The 15197-nt window shown below is 58.4% G+C and carries 14 protein-coding genes; 7 read left to right on the top strand and 7 right to left on the bottom strand.

Features of this window, described 5'->3' with window-relative positions; genetic code table 11:
• Positions 1–118 precede the first annotated feature (118 nt).
• Positions 119–2551, top strand: coding sequence for a penicillin acylase family protein (locus B3K78_RS09930; protein ID WP_286695312.1), 2433 nt, complete (start codon positions 119–121; stop codon positions 2549–2551).
• Here the strand turns inward: B3K78_RS09930 and B3K78_RS09925 are convergent.
• From B3K78_RS09925 to def, 6 genes are all read right to left on the bottom strand, one after another.
• A complete protein-coding gene (locus B3K78_RS09925; protein ID WP_286695311.1) occupies positions 2541–3116 on the bottom strand; it encodes a class I SAM-dependent methyltransferase in 576 nt (191 codons plus the stop codon). The two genes, B3K78_RS09930 and B3K78_RS09925, sit on opposite strands and share 11 nt — an antisense overlap.
• Positions 3116–4564 (bottom strand): TrkH family potassium uptake protein, encoded by a 1449-nt coding sequence (locus tag B3K78_RS09920; RefSeq protein WP_204994909.1) that lies wholly within the window; start codon positions 4562–4564, stop codon positions 3116–3118. Before B3K78_RS09920 ends, B3K78_RS09925 begins: the two co-directional genes overlap by 1 nt.
• 12 nt (positions 4565–4576) lie before the next feature.
• On the bottom strand, positions 4577–5950 hold the full coding sequence (gene trkA, locus B3K78_RS09915) for a Trk system potassium transporter TrkA (RefSeq protein ID WP_204994908.1): 1374 nt from the start codon (positions 5948–5950) through the stop codon (positions 4577–4579).
• Positions 5951–6016: 66 nt separating this feature from the next.
• The gene (gene rsmB / locus B3K78_RS09910; RefSeq protein WP_286695310.1) at positions 6017–7321 is read right to left on the bottom strand and encodes a 16S rRNA (cytosine(967)-C(5))-methyltransferase RsmB; all 1305 of its coding nucleotides are present in this window, start codon (positions 7319–7321) and stop codon (positions 6017–6019) included.
• Positions 7318–8271 (bottom strand): methionyl-tRNA formyltransferase, encoded by a 954-nt coding sequence (fmt, locus tag B3K78_RS09905; protein ID WP_286695309.1) that lies wholly within the window; start codon positions 8269–8271, stop codon positions 7318–7320. The genes rsmB and fmt overlap by 4 nt, the downstream gene beginning before the upstream one ends.
• A 9-nt stretch (positions 8272–8280) precedes the next feature.
• The gene (gene def / locus B3K78_RS09900) at positions 8281–8787 is read right to left on the bottom strand and encodes a peptide deformylase (RefSeq protein WP_204994905.1); all 507 of its coding nucleotides are present in this window, start codon (positions 8785–8787) and stop codon (positions 8281–8283) included.
• A 237-nt stretch (positions 8788–9024) separates the two neighbouring features.
• Here def and B3K78_RS09895 point away from each other — a divergent pair, with 237 nt between their 5' ends.
• From B3K78_RS09895 to B3K78_RS09870, 6 genes are all read left to right on the top strand, one after another.
• Positions 9025–10050 (top strand): LysM peptidoglycan-binding domain-containing protein, encoded by a 1026-nt coding sequence (locus B3K78_RS09895; protein ID WP_286695308.1) that lies wholly within the window; start codon positions 9025–9027, stop codon positions 10048–10050.
• A 56-nt stretch (positions 10051–10106) separates the two neighbouring features.
• Positions 10107–11219 (top strand): DNA-processing protein DprA, encoded by a 1113-nt coding sequence (gene dprA / locus B3K78_RS09890; protein WP_286695307.1) that lies wholly within the window; start codon positions 10107–10109, stop codon positions 11217–11219.
• Between the two features lie 93 nt (positions 11220–11312).
• On the top strand, positions 11313–11879 hold the full coding sequence (locus tag B3K78_RS09885; protein ID WP_286695306.1) for an L-threonylcarbamoyladenylate synthase: 567 nt from the start codon (positions 11313–11315) through the stop codon (positions 11877–11879).
• A gap of 9 nt (positions 11880–11888) precedes the next feature.
• On the top strand, positions 11889–12788 hold the full coding sequence (gene hemF / locus B3K78_RS09880) for an oxygen-dependent coproporphyrinogen oxidase (protein WP_286695305.1): 900 nt from the start codon (positions 11889–11891) through the stop codon (positions 12786–12788).
• Between the two features lie 2 nt (positions 12789–12790).
• Positions 12791–13624, top strand: coding sequence for a shikimate dehydrogenase (aroE, locus tag B3K78_RS09875; RefSeq protein ID WP_204995031.1), 834 nt, complete (start codon positions 12791–12793; stop codon positions 13622–13624).
• A gap of 25 nt (positions 13625–13649) precedes the next feature.
• Positions 13650–14624: a calcium/sodium antiporter gene (locus tag B3K78_RS09870; RefSeq protein ID WP_286695304.1), complete on the top strand. Its 975-nt coding sequence runs from the start codon at positions 13650–13652 to the stop codon at positions 14622–14624.
• On the opposite strand, the gene B3K78_RS09865 is transcribed toward B3K78_RS09870, so the two are convergent.
• Positions 14592–15170, bottom strand: a complete 579-nt coding sequence (locus B3K78_RS09865) for a gamma carbonic anhydrase family protein (RefSeq protein WP_286695303.1) — start codon at positions 15168–15170, stop codon at positions 14592–14594. The two genes, B3K78_RS09870 and B3K78_RS09865, sit on opposite strands and share 33 nt — an antisense overlap.
• Between the last annotated feature and the right edge of the window lie 27 nt (positions 15171–15197).

Below are 15197 nucleotides of genomic sequence, written 5' to 3'. Positions count from 1 at the left end.
CAAGGGCCATTTTCGCCAGCATTGTTGCTGACTGTCCTTCCTTGCAATGGCGCATTTATTGATAATAGGGTATTAGTGTCGCCCAATAACGATAAATCTGCTGTAAACGAGGCTAAGGATGATTCACTCCCATCAAATTATGAAAGGCGCCGTGCTGAGCGCCGTGGTTCTGCTCACTGCCTGCGGCGGCGGAAGTAGCGGCAGTAGCTCCGGGGGTGGCCAGGGCGAGGCGAAGCAATACGATGTTGAAGTGAGGCGCAGCGAGCACGGCATTCCCCACATTAAGGCCGACAATTACGCCAGCATGGGTTATGGCTACGGCTATGTGCATGCGCAGGACAATATTTGCGTGCTGGCCGAGGACTTGATGACCATTCGCGGTGAGCGCGCCCAATACCTCGGTCGCGACGGCAGCTATACCATTATTCCTAACGGCTCGACGGCGTCGAATGTCGACTCGGACTTCTTTTGGCGGGCGGTGGCGACTGATGAGGCGATTGCGCCGATCAAAGCAAACAGTGACCCAGAGGTCGTCGAGGCAACCCGCGGCTTTGTTGCCGGTTACAATCGCTACCTGAGGGAGCTGAAGTCGGGCGAACACAGTGGCCGCCACCTCGCCTGTCGCGATGCCGCGTGGCTGACGGAAATCAGCGTTGATGACCTCTACCGCCGCTATTTCCGCTTGTCTATTTTGGCGTCGTCGTCGGTATTTGTGAGCGAGGTGGCCAATGCCGCGCCACCCTCCCCCGATAACCTGCCACTACCGATCAGCATTCCTGCAATCTCTGCGCTGGACCCCTCTGAGATGCCGCTGGCAGGTGAGCAGCCTTTTGCCAGCAATATGTATGCCTTGGGCGCCGAGGCCAGCACTGATGAATCCATGCTGTTAGTGAATCCTCACTTTCCCTGGGAGGGTACTGAGCGCTTGTATCTGGCACATATGCAACTGCCCGATGCCGAGATTATGGGGGCGTCGCTTTACGGTGTTCCGGCAGCGTTAATTGGCTTCAACCAACATGTTGCCTGGAGCCACACGGTGTCTACCGCATACCGCTTTACTTTTTACGAGCTTACCCTGAATCCCGCTGATCCCACTCAGTACTTCTATGAGGGGGAGCTTCGCGATATGGAAGCCAGCGAAATAACCGTCCCTATTCTCGAGGGTGACGGTACCTTGGGCAGTGAAACGCGAACCTTGTACCGCTCGCACTTCGGCCCCATGCTCGAGCTGGCCGTTTCCGGCGTGCCGGTGTTGGAATGGTCACCTGCTAAGGCTTATACCCTGCGCGATGCCAATGCTGAGAACAACCGCCTAATCAACCAGTTCTTCCGCTGGAATCGCGCGCAAAGTTACGAGGAATTTGTCGATTTACACGGCAGTGTGCTGGGTGTGCCGTGGGTGAATACAACGGCGACAGGGCCGGGCAAGCCCGCGTACTATGGCGATATTACGGTGGTGCCTAATGTGCCCGACAGCAAGGTGCAGAGTTGTGGTGCCCAGCCGCTGCAAACGGCGCTGGGGGCGCTGCTGCCGGGTTTGCCCATACTCGATGGGTCGCGGGCAGCCTGTGAATGGGATACTGACCCGGATGCGCCGGCGCCGGGTATTTTCGGGCCCGCTAATTTGCCGTCGCTGGAGCGCAATGACTGGGTTCACAATTGCAACGACAGCTACTGGCTGAGCAACCCGGCGCAGCCACTGACCGGCTTTGCTGCCATCATTGGCGATGAGGGTGCCGAGCGAACGTTGCGTACGCGACTGTGCATGCTGCAGGTTCAGCGTCGTTTAGAAGGCAGTGACGCGCTGCCGGGCAACCGCTTTACACCAGACTTGCTGCAAACCGTGGCGCTCGATAGTGCTGTGTATTCGGCGGAGCTGGGTCGGCAGGCGGTGTTGGATAGCTACTGCCAGTTGCCGACCTTGCTCGGCAGCAGCGGACCTGTTGATATCAGCCAGGCCTGTTCGGTGCTGTCGGCCTGGGATGGTAAAAATAATCTCGATTCGGTCGGCGGTCATATTTGGCGAGAGTTTTGGCGCGGTGTTAACGCCAGTTCGATTCCCGCTGCGCTGCGCTGGACCACGCCCTTCTCGGCCGACGATCCGGTGAATACCCCTCGAGGTCTCAATGTGCTGAACCCGGATATTGCCCGGGCCTTTGCCGATGCTGTGCAGGCGCTGCAAAGTGCGGGGGTGAGCGAGACTGCCGCCATTCGGGATATACAGCGATCAGGCGTCCACGAGCAGGAAATTCCCATCTTTGGCGGTGAGAGCTTTGCCGGTTCATTTACCATTGCCGGCAGTGAAGGGGACTTGCAAGATGGTGCGTATGACGTCACCTATGGCAACAGCTATGTGCAGACCGTGACTTGGGATGCGGAGGGCACGCCCAAGGCCGAAGGCTTTATCACCTATTCGCAATCGACCGATCCGGCGTCGCCTTACTACCAAAATATGACGGAAGCTTACTCGGCCAAAAACTGGATCAAATTCCCGTGGACGGAGGCCGAGATTGCCGAAAAGACCGTTGAGGTATTGCGCCTTAGCGAATAGTGGCGGGTTTGCGGCCGATATAGCCGGTCTGCAGCGCGTGCTCGGGGCCTCGCAAGTCGAGGTCTTCGCGGTGCAGCAGTGTTTCGAGGCCGGCGTAGGCGCGGCTCAGTTCGCCCTCGCCGAGCAAAAAATCCGGGTTGCTTGGGCCGCGGAGCGCCGGGCGGCGCGAATTAAAGGTTTGGTAGAACAATAGTCCGCCGGGAGCGAGGGCGTCAGCCAATTGAGCCAATAGCGGCCGGTGCAAATAGTAACTCACCACAATAACATCGTAGCGCCGCTCAGCGTTGAGGCCCTGCGATTCCAGGTCTTCCCATTTGGCGCTAATCGACAGCTGCTCACTGCGTGCATAGTCGTTGAGCTTGTCTACGGCGTTGTCTGCGTAGTCGAGGGCGTCGACCGCCAGCCCAGCCCTGGCGAGTGCCACTGCATTGCCACCCAGGCCGCAGGCGACATCCAGGCCGTAGCCTCTGTCGGGCAGCCAGTGGCTGTAGGTATTGAGCAGCCAGCACGGCGGTTGAGGCAGCCTGGCGTCGGTATAGCGTTGTTGCCACTTTTGCCGGGACATTAGCGGCGCCAAAAAGCCGGTAACAACAATACTAGCAACGTGAATATTTCCAGCCGCCCCAGCAACATGGCATAGCAGAGAATCCATTTGCCGGTGTTGCTAACAGTGCTGTAATTCGCGGCGACTTCGCCGAGGCCAGGGCCCATATTATTGATCGACGCGGCTGTTGCCGAGAACGCCGACAAGAAGTCGAGGCCGCAGGCCATCATTGCCAGCGTGATGCCCATAAAAGAGATCAAATACACACCGACAAAACTCCACACGGCGCTGACGACCTTGGCCTCTACGCGCTGTGAACCGATCTTCAATGGAATCACGGCGCTGGGGTGAATCAGCTGCTTGAGCTCTCGAATCCCCTGTTTGGCGACCAGCATGATCCTGACCGCCTTCATACCACCGCCAGTTGAACCGGCGCAGCCACCAATAAACGACAGCATCAACAAGCCGATTGGCAAGAAGCTGGGCCAAACCGAGAAGTCGTCGGCGCCAAACCCTGTCGTCGTCGCAATAGAAACGGTGTGGAAAATGCCGTTCACCACGCTATCGGGCAAGTCCTGGGTGCCGCTCAGTAATAGGTAGCCGCACACAGAAACCGTGGCGGTCGCCATTACACCAAGGTAGAACTTGGTTTCAGAGTCCATTAAATAGGTGCGGGGGCTGCGCGCGCGCCAGGCGTGGAAGTGGATGGCAAAGCTCATGCCGGACAACAGCATGAACACGCTGCAAATCATCAAAATTAACGGGCTGTCGAAAAAGCCCATGCTGGCATCGTGGGTTGAAAAGCCGCCGATGGCCACCGTGGAGAAAGCGTGGCAGATCGCATCAAAGGGTGTCATCCCCGCCAGCCAGTAGGCCAGCCCGCAGCTTGCCGTTAGCGCCACATACATCAGGAACAGCACTTTCGCGGTGCCGGTAATACGTGGCGTCAGCTTGTTATCCTTCACCGGCCCGGGTGTTTCTGCGCGGTAGAGCTGCATGCCCCCGATGCCGAGTATCGGCAGGATCGCCACGGCGATAACGATGATACCGATGCCCCCCAGCCACTGGAGAAATTGTCGATAAAACAATACCGACACTGGCAGTTCATCGATCCCAACGATTACCGTTGCCCCGGTGGTGGTTAACCCGGAGATCGACTCAAATACCGCCGCGCTAAAGGACAGGCCCGGATTGTCGGCAAGGAAGAACGGCAGCGAGCCAAAAACGCCCAGTACCGTCCAGAATAGCGACACCACCAAAAAACCATCGCGAATGCCGAGGTCGGGCTGCTTGCCCTGGCTGATCAGCCACAGCACCAGCCCGACGCTAAAGGTGAGTGCAAAGGCGTAACCGAAGGCGTGCAGTGCACCGTCTTGATAGATCGCCGCCAGCGCCGCGGGCAGCGCCATGGTCAGGCTAAATACCATGAGCAACATGCCGATAATGCGACTTATCGTGATCAGGTGCATGCGCGGTCTCGTTTAGAAGAAGGTGAAGCCGACGGAGAATAGCTTTTCCACCGCCTTAATTTTGCTTTTATCCACCAGGAACAGGATCAGGTGGTCTTCACTGGCTACCGTCAGGTGGCTGTGGGCAATAAGCACCTCGTCGCCGCGAACGATGGCGCCAATCGTTACGCCTTCGGGCAGGTCTATTTCGTCTAGCCGACGGCCCACTACTTTGGAGGAGCGGCTGTCACCGTGGGCAATAATTTCCAACGCCTCCGCCGCGCCGCGCCGCAGTGAGTGAACGTTGTAAATATCCCCGCGACGAACGTGGGTAAGCAGGCTGCCGATGGTGATTTGCTGCGGGGAAATCGCAATATCGATCTCGCCGCCCTGCACCAGCTCCACATAGGCGGGGTTGGTGATCAGGGTGACGACTTTTTTCGCACCCATGCGCTTGGCCAGCAGCGACGACATAATGTTGGCCTCGTCGTCATTGGTCAGCGCGAGAAAAACATCGGTTTCTTCGATATTTTCCTGGGCCAGTAATTCGTGGTCCGAGGCGCTGCCGTGCAGCACAATGGCCTTGCGCAACTGCTCTGACAGGGTGCGACAGCGATCGTAGCTGCGCTCGATAATTTTAACGTTGTAGCGGCTCTCTACGGCACTGGCCAGCCGCTCACCAATGTTGCCGCCGCCGGCAATAATCAGGCGCTTGTAGCGTGTATCTACCCGCCGCAGCTCGCTCATTACCGGCATAACGTTCTTCTTGGCGGCAATAAAGAACACTTCGTCACCGGCTTCAACAACGGTTGTACCGCTGGGGACGATGGCATTCCCGCGGCGGAAGATTGCCGCCACACGCGTGTCGATCTGAGGCATGTGCTCGCGGATTGTCGCCAACTCGTTGCCAACCAGCGGGCCGCCGTAATAGGCCTTAACGGCGACCAATTGCACCTTGCCGTCGGCGAAGTCCAGCACCTGCAGGGCACCGGGGTATTGCAGCAGACGTTTTATATAGCGGCAAACCAGCTCTTCCGGGCTGATAAAAACATCGATGGGAATAGCGTCGCTGCCGAACAATTTCGACTGGCTGGTATAGGAGCTAGAGCGTATGCGCGAGATCTTCGTCGGTGTGCGGTAAAGCGTTGCGGCAACTTGGCAGGCGACCATATTGATTTCGTCGCTGCTGGTCACGGCGATCAGCAGATCCGCGTCTTCGGCCCCGGCGCGGTCGAGTATGTCCGGGTGGGAGGCTGAGCCACACACCGTGCCGATATCCAGCCGGTCTTGCAGCTCTCGCAAACGATCCTGATCTTGGTCGACAACGGTAATATCGTTGTGCTCACTGGCCAGGTTGGCAGCCAGTGTGCCGCCGACTTGGCCGGCACCGAGAATAATGATTTTCATGTCTGTCTTGTCGCCGCCGCAGAATATGCGCCAATTGTGCGTTGTTTAGCCGCTCGGGCTCAAGGGTTAATGCCCTGTTGCCGCTGCTTTTACTAGCTTAGCGTAGAAGAAGCCATCGGCACCCTCATTTGAAGGGAGTAGCTGACGACCGACTTTTCTATCTATGCCCCACGCCACATCCAATGCTGCACTGTGGGCGTCGTCGTGGCGCTGCAAAAAGTCCGCGATCTGTTGCTCGTTTTCTTCTGGCAGTACCGAGCAGGTGGCGTAAACCAATATGCCACCCGGTGCCAGGCACTGCCACATGGCATCCAGAATGCGGCGCTGCAAGCTAACCAACTCGGGAATATCACTGGCGCGACGGTGCAAGCGAATATCGGGGTTGCGGCGCAACACACCGGTGGCGCTGCAGGGGGCATCAAGCAAAATGCGATCGAAGGTTTGGCCATCCCACCAGGCTTGGGGGTCTGCGGCATCCGCCACTTGGTAGTGGGCGCGAAGGCCCAGGCGCTGCAGATTGTCGGCCACGCGCTCTAAGCGTCCCTCATCAATATCCAGGGCTACCAGTTCCTGTAGCGCCGGTTCCGCCTCCAAAATGGCGCCGCTTTTACCGCCGGGGGCAGCGCAGGCATCGAGCACCCGTTGGCCCGGTTGCAGCTCGAGTAAGCGGGTACACAGCTGGGCGGCCTCATCTTGCACCGACACCGCGCCTGCAAAAAATTCGGGCAGGGCTTCTACACCACAGGGGCTGCTGAGGCGCAGACCCATAGGCGCGTATTGGCAGGTGGTGGCGTCAATATCGGCGGCGCTTAGTTTCGCCAAATAGGCGTCACGACTATATTGCTGTTGGTTGACGCGCAGGCACATTGGCGGGTGGGTGTTATTTGCCGCGAACACGGCGTTGGCCTGCTCGGGCCAGGCGCGCGTTATCGCGTTATACAACCAGGTGGGATGAGCGCTCGCCGCGTCGGCGGGGAGGTCTTTAAATAGTGCTTCGCCGTCGCGTTGGCAGCGGCGCAAAATGGCATTACACAGCCCGGCCGCCCATTTCTTCTTCAGTGTTTTACAGGCTTCCACGGCGCTGCTGATGGCGGCGTGTGGGGGAATGCGAGTAAAAAATAACTGATAGGCGCCGATGTAAATCAGCATTCGTATATCGCTGTCTTTGCGCTTCAAGCCCTTGCTAAAGCAGGGCTTCAGTGCGGCATCGAGCTGCCAGTAGCGCCGCAGCGTGCCGTAGCAAAGCTCGCGATAAAGTGGTCGCTGTTTTTCCGGCAGCGACTTTTCCTGCAGGGGAATTTGGCGGCTAAGTGACTGGCCATCGACGACGGCGACGAGGCAGCGCGCCGCGGCAACGCGAGGGCAGCTCATGCCGCACCCAAGACGGTGCCTACCGAGAAGCGCGCAGCGTGACCATTGAGCACATCGGCGACAGCCATTTGGCGTGCATTGGGCAGTTGCAGTGAGAGAAGTCGCAGGGCGCCCTCGCCACAGGCGACGACGATGCCATGCTTGTCGCAGCTGAGTATTTCCCCCGGCGAACCTTCGCCTCGGGTAGGCTCCACCTGCCATACACGTAAACGGTCTTCACCGACGCTGGTGTAGCAAACGGGAAAGGGAATAAATGCGCGAATCTGACGATCTATTTCAGCGGCACTGCGCTGCCAGTTGATCTCGCCCTCTTGCTTGTCGATCTTGGCGGCGTAATTGCTCAGTGCGTCATCCTGCACTTCAGGCTGAGCGGTGCCGCTCGCCAGCTGGTTAATGGCGTCTATCAGGGCCGGACCACCCATCTCAGCCAAGCGGTTGTGGAGGCTGGCGCTGGTGTCGTGGGGGCCAATATCGCAGTGCACTTTGCGCAGCATGTCGCCGGTATCCAAGCCAGCTGCCATTTGCATAATGGTAACGCCGGTTTCGCTGTCGCCTGCTTCAATGGCCCGCTGGATAGGAGCGGCACCGCGCCAGCGTGGCAGCAGGGAGGCGTGAACATTTACGCAGCCCAGTCGCGGTATATCCAATACCGCTTGCGGTAGGATCAGGCCATAGGCGACCACTATCATTAGGTCGGCGCCGAGGGCGGCCAGTGCGTCGCGGTCGGCCTGGTCTTTAAAGTTGAGCGGCTGGTAAACGCTGATTCCGGCTTGCTCGGCAAGTTGTTTAACGGGGCTGGGGCGGGGCTTTTTACCGCGGCCCGCTGGGCGGTCAGGTTGGGTGTATACCGCAACGATGTCGTGGTGGCCGTCGTCCAGCAGTGCCTTCAAATGTTGCGCTGCAAATTCCGGGGTGCCGGCAAATACCAGCTTTTGTGAAGTGGCGGCCACTGCCGTCTCCTATGCCTTGCGTTTGTGTTGTTTTTCCAGTTTTCCGCGAATGCGGTTGCGCTTAAGCGGCGACAGGTAGTCGACAAATAACTTGCCCAACAGGTGGTCGTTCTCATGCTGAATACATACCGCCAGCAGTCCCTCGGGCTCAATTTCGAAAACGTCGCCGTTGCGATCCAGGGCCTTCACGCGAACGTGGCGGGGGCGCTCGACGGTCTCATAGAAGCCAGGTACAGACAGGCAGCCCTCGTCGTACTGGAAGATTTCTTCATCGAGAACAGTAATTTCCGGGTTGATGAACACCAGCGGTTCGCTGCGGTCTTCGCTCACGTCAATGACGACGATTTGCTCGTGTATATCCACCTGGCTGGCAGCCAGACCGATGCCCGGCGCCTCGTACATGGTGTCGAACATATCGTCGATAATCTTGCGAATGCGGTCGTCGACGTTTTCCACGGGTTTGGCGACGGTGCGCAGGCGCGGATCGGGAAATTCGAGAATCTCTAGTACAGCCATAAATGATTGTGACCAAGTTGTCGTGTATGTTGCCCAACTATTGCTACTATAAAGAGTATTCGCAATTGCAGAGCCGTGTATCGGATAGGGTGGCAACGCCTTCTGCTTTTTACAACGATAACAATATGCAGTCGCCGCGACGGCCGACTATTATACCGTGAGAACGGCGGAAATGCCTGATTGTCGCGAACGACCGGGGTGCTACCCCCTTGCTGAGGTCGCTTGAAGGAAAGTGTTATGAGAAAAACTGTGCTGGGCTTGCTGTTTTGTGCGCTACTGAGCGCTGCCCATGCGGGTGATGTTTTGTCACTGAAAGCCGGTCACCCTCAAACCTACGTGGTGAAACGAGGGGATACCCTGTGGGATATCTCGGCGATGTTCCTCGATGACCCCTGGCTGTGGCCCGAGCTGTGGTACTACAACCCCCAGGTTGAAAACCCTCATCTTATTTACCCAGGCGACCTGCTTAAGTTGATGTGGGTGGACGGCAAGCCGGTGCTGGTTCGCAACCCCGAGCCGCGCGACGCGGTAGTGAAATTGACGCCGCAGATGCGGATTTCCGATGTCAGCGATGCGATTCCCGCGATCCCCTTGGATGTGATTGCCCCCTTCTTAACGCGCAGCCGCGTTGTCGACGAGGGCGAGCTTGAGTCGGCGCCCTACGTGCTGGCGGGTAAGCGTGGCAATATCGTCGCGGGTGCAGGCGATGAAATTTTGGGTCGCGGCGATTTTGAGGATGCCAAAAATTTCGGTATTTACCGCCGGGGTAAAGTGTATGTGGATCCGCGCAGCCGCGAGCTGTTGGGGGTTGAGGCGATCGACATCGGCACCGCCCACCTACTGCATACCGAGGGCGATATCTCCACCCTGGCACTGAATCGCAGTACGCAAGAAATTCGCCGAGCCGACCGCTTTTTACCGCTGGAGTCGCGCCAGCTCACCGCGCGCTTTGAACCCCAGGCCCCAGACCAAGACACCCGCGGGTCAATCATTGCTGTCGAGGGTGGTTTAACTCAAATTGGCAGTATGGATGTGGTGACCTTGAACCTCGGTGAGCGAAATGCGATCGAAGCAGGCGATGTTATGGCGATTTACACCACGGGTGTGATGGTTCGCGACCCCCTGACGGGCGAGCGCCTGCAGGCACCAGACGTGCGCGCGGGAATCCTAATGGTGTTCCGCGTGTTCGATAAAGTTAGCTATGCGCTGGTCCTGAAAGCCGAGCAAACCTTAAAGGTTGGCGACAAAGTTCGTAACCCCTAACTACTCCCCCGCGTAGCCTTGCGCTGCGCGGGCCATTGTCGGCAAGGATGCAGACCATGGACGCAGATGCCCTTCTTTGGCTGCTGATTCAGCAGCAGTTGACTATCCCCCCTGCGCAACTGCGCGCCTTAATGAGCCTGGCAGGACAACCCCGTCGCTTGGCGGAAATTTCTGCGGACGAGGTTCAGCAGTTTGTCGTGCAGCGCTACGGCGAAGAGGCTCGCAGTGAACAGCTGCTCAGCGCGCCGATGCGTGATCGTATTGCCGGGGTATTAAGCGATAGTAATGCCCTCGCCGCACTGGCGGAGCAGCACGCTCATTGCGAGTTGGTTTGCCTGACCGATGAAGACTACCCCTTGCTCCTAAGCGAGATCGTCGACCCACCACCAATCGTATTTATGAGGGGGCGGCGAGAGTTGCTGCAGAGCATTATGATTGCGGTGGTGGGGAGCCGTCGCCCCAGTCGCCGTGGTGAGCAAGATGCGCATGCCTTTGCCCAGGCCTTGTCTGCGCACGGCATTACGGTGGTTAGCGGTATGGCAATGGGGGTCGATGGCGCGGCCCATACCGGCGCCATGCAGGAAGCGGCAGCGTCTGTAGCGGTGCTGGGTTGCGGAGTGGACATCTGCTATCCGCGACGCAACAAGGCGCTCTATGACGCGATGGTTGAGGGCGGGCTTGTGCTTTCCGAGTACCCTCTGGGCAGCCCGCCCCTGCCCCATCAATTCCCGCGTCGAAATCGCATTATCAGTGGGATGAGCCTCGGGGTTTTGGTCATTGAAGCGGCAATCAAAAGCGGATCGCTAATCACTGCGCGCCAGGCCTTAGAGCAGAACCGCGAAGTATTTGCCTTGCCTGGCTCGATACATAGTCCGGCCAGTCGCGGCTGCAATGCCTTGATTCGCCAAGGGGCGAAGTTGGTCGAGACCTTAGAGGACATTGTCGAAGAACTCCCCTGCTTACCGCCGGGGCTCGCGGGTGCCGTACTGGAGAGCCCTGAGGCTGAGCCGCCTGCGTTGCTGGCGCTGTTGGAATTTGCGCCGCTTACACTCGATCAGCTGGCCGCGCGCAGTACCCTGCCGGTAACGGAGTTGCTCAGCGCGCTGGGCGAATTAGAGCTGGCGGGTTGGGTTGAGCAGTGTAGTGGTGGTTGGCAACGCTGCCGCTAAGTTGCAAAGCCGTTCGCCTTTGGGTACTTTTGCCGCGTCTTCCGCTGCCGGCGCCCCACTGCTGGCCTTTGCCTGTGCAGGGTCTTGCTTATCATGACAGAACTATCCCGTTATCGATTGCGCTATGCTGCCGACCTACTGCGTGCTGGTGGTGTCGTTTGTCACCCCACCGAAGCTGTCTGGGGGCTGGCATGTGTGCCAGAGAATGCCGCGGCGGTGGCACGGATTTGCACCTTAAAGCGTCGCGACCCGGAAAAAGGCCTATTGCTGGTTACCGACAGCGTCGATCGCCTTCAGACATTGTTGGCGCCGCTGCCTGACTCGCGGCGCGAAGCGGTATTAGAGAGCTGGCCCGGCCCCTATACCTGGGTGATTCCCGATGAAGGCTTTGCTCCCAGTTGGGTGAGGGGGCGCTTTAGCAGCGTCGCGGTAAGAGTGACTGACCATCCCCTCACCGCTGCCCTATGCAAGGCCGTGGGTGGATGTTTGGTGTCTACCTCCGCTAACCCGGCATCACTGGAGCCCGCTCGCAGCCAACAACAGGCCGAGCGGTATTTTGCCGGCGCCGTAAACTACTATTTGCCCGGTCGCCTCGGTGGCCGCCGTCAACCCAGCTGTATTCGCGATGCGCTTAGCGGCGACACGCTGCGTTCAGCCTAGGAGCATCACATGAGCACTATCGATATCGCCGCCGTTAAGCAGTATCTCCTGGACCTGCAAGACCAAATTTGCACCGCCATTGAGCAATGCGATGGCGGCGCCCGCTTTGCCGAAGACAAGTGGGAGCGGGGTCGCAGCCGAGTAATGACCGACGGTGCCCTGATCGAAAAAGGCGGGGTAAACTTCTCGCACGTGCAAGGCGACTCGATGCCCGCCAGTGCAACGGCGCACCGGCCTGAACTGGCCGGCCGCAGCTACCAGGCGATGGGGGTGTCGCTGGTTATTCACCCCCTCAATCCCTATTTGCCAACCAGCCATGCCAATGTGCGATTTTTTGTGGCAGAAAAAGCCGGAGAAGAGCCGGTTTGGTGGTTTGGTGGCGGCTATGACTTAACGCCCTACTACGGTTTTGAAGAGGACTGCGTACATTGGCACCAAGTGGCCTTTGACGCTTGCAAGCCGTTTGGCGACGACGTTTATCCCCGCTATAAACAGTGGTGTGATGACTATTTTTACCTGAAGCACCGCGACGAGGCGCGCGGCGTCGGTGGCTTGTTTTTCGACGACCTTAACGAGGGCGGCTTCGATCGCTGCTTTGCCTTTATGCAAGCCGTGGGGAATTCGTACACGGATGCCTACCTCCCCATCCTGGAGCGCCGCCGTGACACGCCCTGGGGCGAGCGCGAACGAGCGTTCCAGCTCTATCGTCGAGGCCGCTATGTAGAGTTCAATCTGGTTTTTGATCGCGGCACCTTATTTGGTTTGCAAAGTGGCGGCCGCACCGAGTCCATTCTCATGTCACTGCCACCGCTGGTGCGATGGGAGTACAATTGGCAGCCAGACGAAGGCAGCGCCGAGCAAGCGCTGTACACGCAGTTTTTGCCCCCTCGGGATTGGTTGGCCCAGTAATGATGGATGCAGTGGATCAATACGCCGTATTTGGTAACCCCATAAAACACAGTCGCTCCCCGCAAATTCACGCGGCGTTTGCCGAGCAAACCGGGCAGGCACTGCATTATCGGGCGCATAAGGTTGAGCTGGGGCGTTTCGCTGAAGTGGCGTCGGAGTTCTTTCGCAATGGTGGTCGCGGGCTAAATATCACCGTGCCCTTCAAGCTGGATGCCTTCGAATTTGCCGACGAACTCAGTGGTCGTGCGCGCCGCGCAGGGGCAGTGAATACGCTGGCGCGTGGCGAGGACGGCCGTATCTATGGCGACAATACCGACGGCGTGGGTATGGTGCGCGATATCAATGACAACCTCGGCTGGCCAGTGGCGGGTAAGCGAATTTTGGTGCTCGGCGCCGGCGGTGCTGTGCGGGGAATACTCGGCCCGCTGTTAAAGCAGCGTCCCGAGGAATTGGTGGTTGCGAACCGCACCCTGGAAAAAGCCGAGGCCCTGGCCGAGTTGTTTGCTGAACTGGGGCCTGTGAGTGGGCAGCCTTTCGAAGCCTTGCCGGGCCGTCAGTTCGATTTAATTATCAATGGTACCAGCGCCAGTTTGAGTGGCGATTTGCCGCCGCTGCCCTCCCACATACTCAGCAACGAAGGCAGTGCCTACGATATGATGTACGGCGCTGAGCCCACCCCGTTTATGCGCTGGGCGGCTGCTGAAGCCGCGTGGGCAGTATCAGACGGGCTTGGCATGCTGGTCGAACAGGCCGCGGAGTCGTTCTGCATTTGGCGAGGCGTTCGCCCTGATACACGGCCAGTCATTGAGTTGATTCGCCAATCCCTTTCTCACTGAAAATTGCTTTGCGGGCCCTTGTTGTATGCTGTTGATCCTGACAACCCTCATCCTTGGTTTGGTTATTCTGGTGTGGAGTGCCGACAGGTTTGTTATCGGTGCGTCGGCGACGGCGTCGATTTTAGGTGTGTCGACCCTGGTGGTAGGTATTTTGGTGGTGGGGATTGGTACCTCTGCACCAGAAATGCTGGTCTCGGCAATGGCCGCCGCCGACGGTCAGTCGGGGCTGTCGGTGGGGAACGCACTGGGATCGAATATCACAAATATTGCGCTGATTCTCGGCCTGACGGCGCTGTACATCCCGCTGCGCGTGCAAAGCAAGTTGATAACCCGAGAAATTCCCCTGCTGCTGCTGGTGATGCTGGGCGGCTATTTTTTGCTGCGCGATGGCGAGCTTGGTTTTACTGATGGCTGCATATTACTGGGCGGGTTTTTAGCGGTAGTGTTGCGGCAACTGTGGGAAGCCAAGCACAGCCGCGGCGATGCCTTGGAGGCCGAGTACGCCGAAGAAATTCCCAAGGATATGTCGCTGCCCGTTGCCCTGGGCTGGCTGTTAGTCGGCCTGATTTTACTGATGGCATCGGCGCGCATGCTGGTGTGGTCAGCGGTGGAGTTGGCGCAGATATTCGGTGTTAGCGATTTGGTGATCGGCCTAACGGTGGTGGCCATTGGTACCAGTTTGCCCGAATTGGCGGCGTCGGTTGCTGCGGCGCGCAAGGGCGAGCACGACATTGCCATTGGCAATGTGATCGGTTCAAACCTATTTAACTTGCTGGGGGTGATGGCGCTGCCCGGTGTGATTGCGCCCGGCGCCATTGATATGGCGATCGTCGACCGCGATTACCCGCTGATGTTGATGCTAACAGCGGGCTTCTACCTCGTTGCCTTCGGTCCGCGTCGGGCCCCGGAAATCCGCCGCTACGAGGGCGGGCTGCTGTTGACGGTATACCTTGCCTATCTGGCTTATCTACTCGTCGACACCGGCGCTATCAGTTTCTAATTCAGCGATGTGGCGATCTTTTAGCTTGCTGTAGTTTGCCGAGCTGTAGCAGAAATAGCGCATTTCCTTTTCGCTCAGCGGCCGGGCAGCTTTAGCGGGGCTGCCGACATAGAGGTGACCACTGGCAAGCCGCTTACCAGGTGATACCAGGCTGTTGGCCGCTACCACGACATCGTCTTCGATAATTGCGCCGTCCATGACGATGCTTCCCATACCGATCAATACTCGACTGCCGATTTCGCACCCGTGCAGCGTCACGCTGTGGGCAACGGTCACGTCGTCGCCAATGCGCAGAGGATATCCGTCGGGGTTGTAGGGGCCAGCATGGGTGATGTGTAACACGCAGTTGTCCTGAATGCTGCAGCGCTCGCCGATATGAATGCTGTGCATATCGCCGCGAACGGTGCTTTGCGGCCAAATGGAACTGTCGCGACCAATGTGGACATCGCCGATGACAACGGCACTGGGGTCGATAAATACCCCCTCTTCCAACTGAGGTTGATGACCCTCAAAGCGGCGGGTGTAGTTCTCGGCGCGGTAGCCCATTGCAATGATCCTCGAAGCACTGACGAA

Source organism: Spongiibacter sp. UBA1325, assembly GCF_002306875.1.
GTDB lineage: Bacteria > Pseudomonadota > Gammaproteobacteria > Pseudomonadales > Spongiibacteraceae > Spongiibacter > Spongiibacter marinus.
Note: the sequence above shows the minus strand (reverse complement) of the source record. Positions and strands in the feature narration are given on the sequence as shown.

Bases quoted from the DNA above. Each gene is read 5' to 3' on its own strand.
- B3K78_RS09930 (WP_286695312.1), top strand. From the start codon at position 119: ATGATTCACTCCCATCAAATTATGAAAGGCGCCGTGCTGAGCGCCGTG.
- B3K78_RS09925 (WP_286695311.1), bottom strand. From the start codon at position 3,116: ATGTCCCGGCAAAAGTGGCAACAACGCTATACCGACGCCAGGCTGCCT.
- B3K78_RS09920 (WP_204994909.1), bottom strand. From the start codon at position 4,564: ATGCACCTGATCACGATAAGTCGCATTATCGGCATGTTGCTCATGGTA.
- trkA (WP_204994908.1), bottom strand. From the start codon at position 5,950: ATGAAAATCATTATTCTCGGTGCCGGCCAAGTCGGCGGCACACTGGCT.
- rsmB (WP_286695310.1), bottom strand. From the start codon at position 7,321: ATGAGCTGCCCTCGCGTTGCCGCGGCGCGCTGCCTCGTCGCCGTCGTC.
- def (WP_204994905.1), bottom strand. From the start codon at position 8,787: ATGGCTGTACTAGAGATTCTCGAATTTCCCGATCCGCGCCTGCGCACC.
- B3K78_RS09895 (WP_286695308.1), top strand. From the start codon at position 9,025: ATGAGAAAAACTGTGCTGGGCTTGCTGTTTTGTGCGCTACTGAGCGCT.
- dprA (WP_286695307.1), top strand. From the start codon at position 10,107: ATGGACGCAGATGCCCTTCTTTGGCTGCTGATTCAGCAGCAGTTGACT.
- B3K78_RS09885 (WP_286695306.1), top strand. From the start codon at position 11,313: ATGACAGAACTATCCCGTTATCGATTGCGCTATGCTGCCGACCTACTG.
- hemF (WP_286695305.1), top strand. From the start codon at position 11,889: ATGAGCACTATCGATATCGCCGCCGTTAAGCAGTATCTCCTGGACCTG.
- aroE (WP_204995031.1), top strand. From the start codon at position 12,791: ATGGATGCAGTGGATCAATACGCCGTATTTGGTAACCCCATAAAACAC.
- B3K78_RS09870 (WP_286695304.1), top strand. From the start codon at position 13,650: ATGCTGTTGATCCTGACAACCCTCATCCTTGGTTTGGTTATTCTGGTG.
- B3K78_RS09865 (WP_286695303.1), bottom strand. From the start codon at position 15,170: ATGGGCTACCGCGCCGAGAACTACACCCGCCGCTTTGAGGGTCATCAA.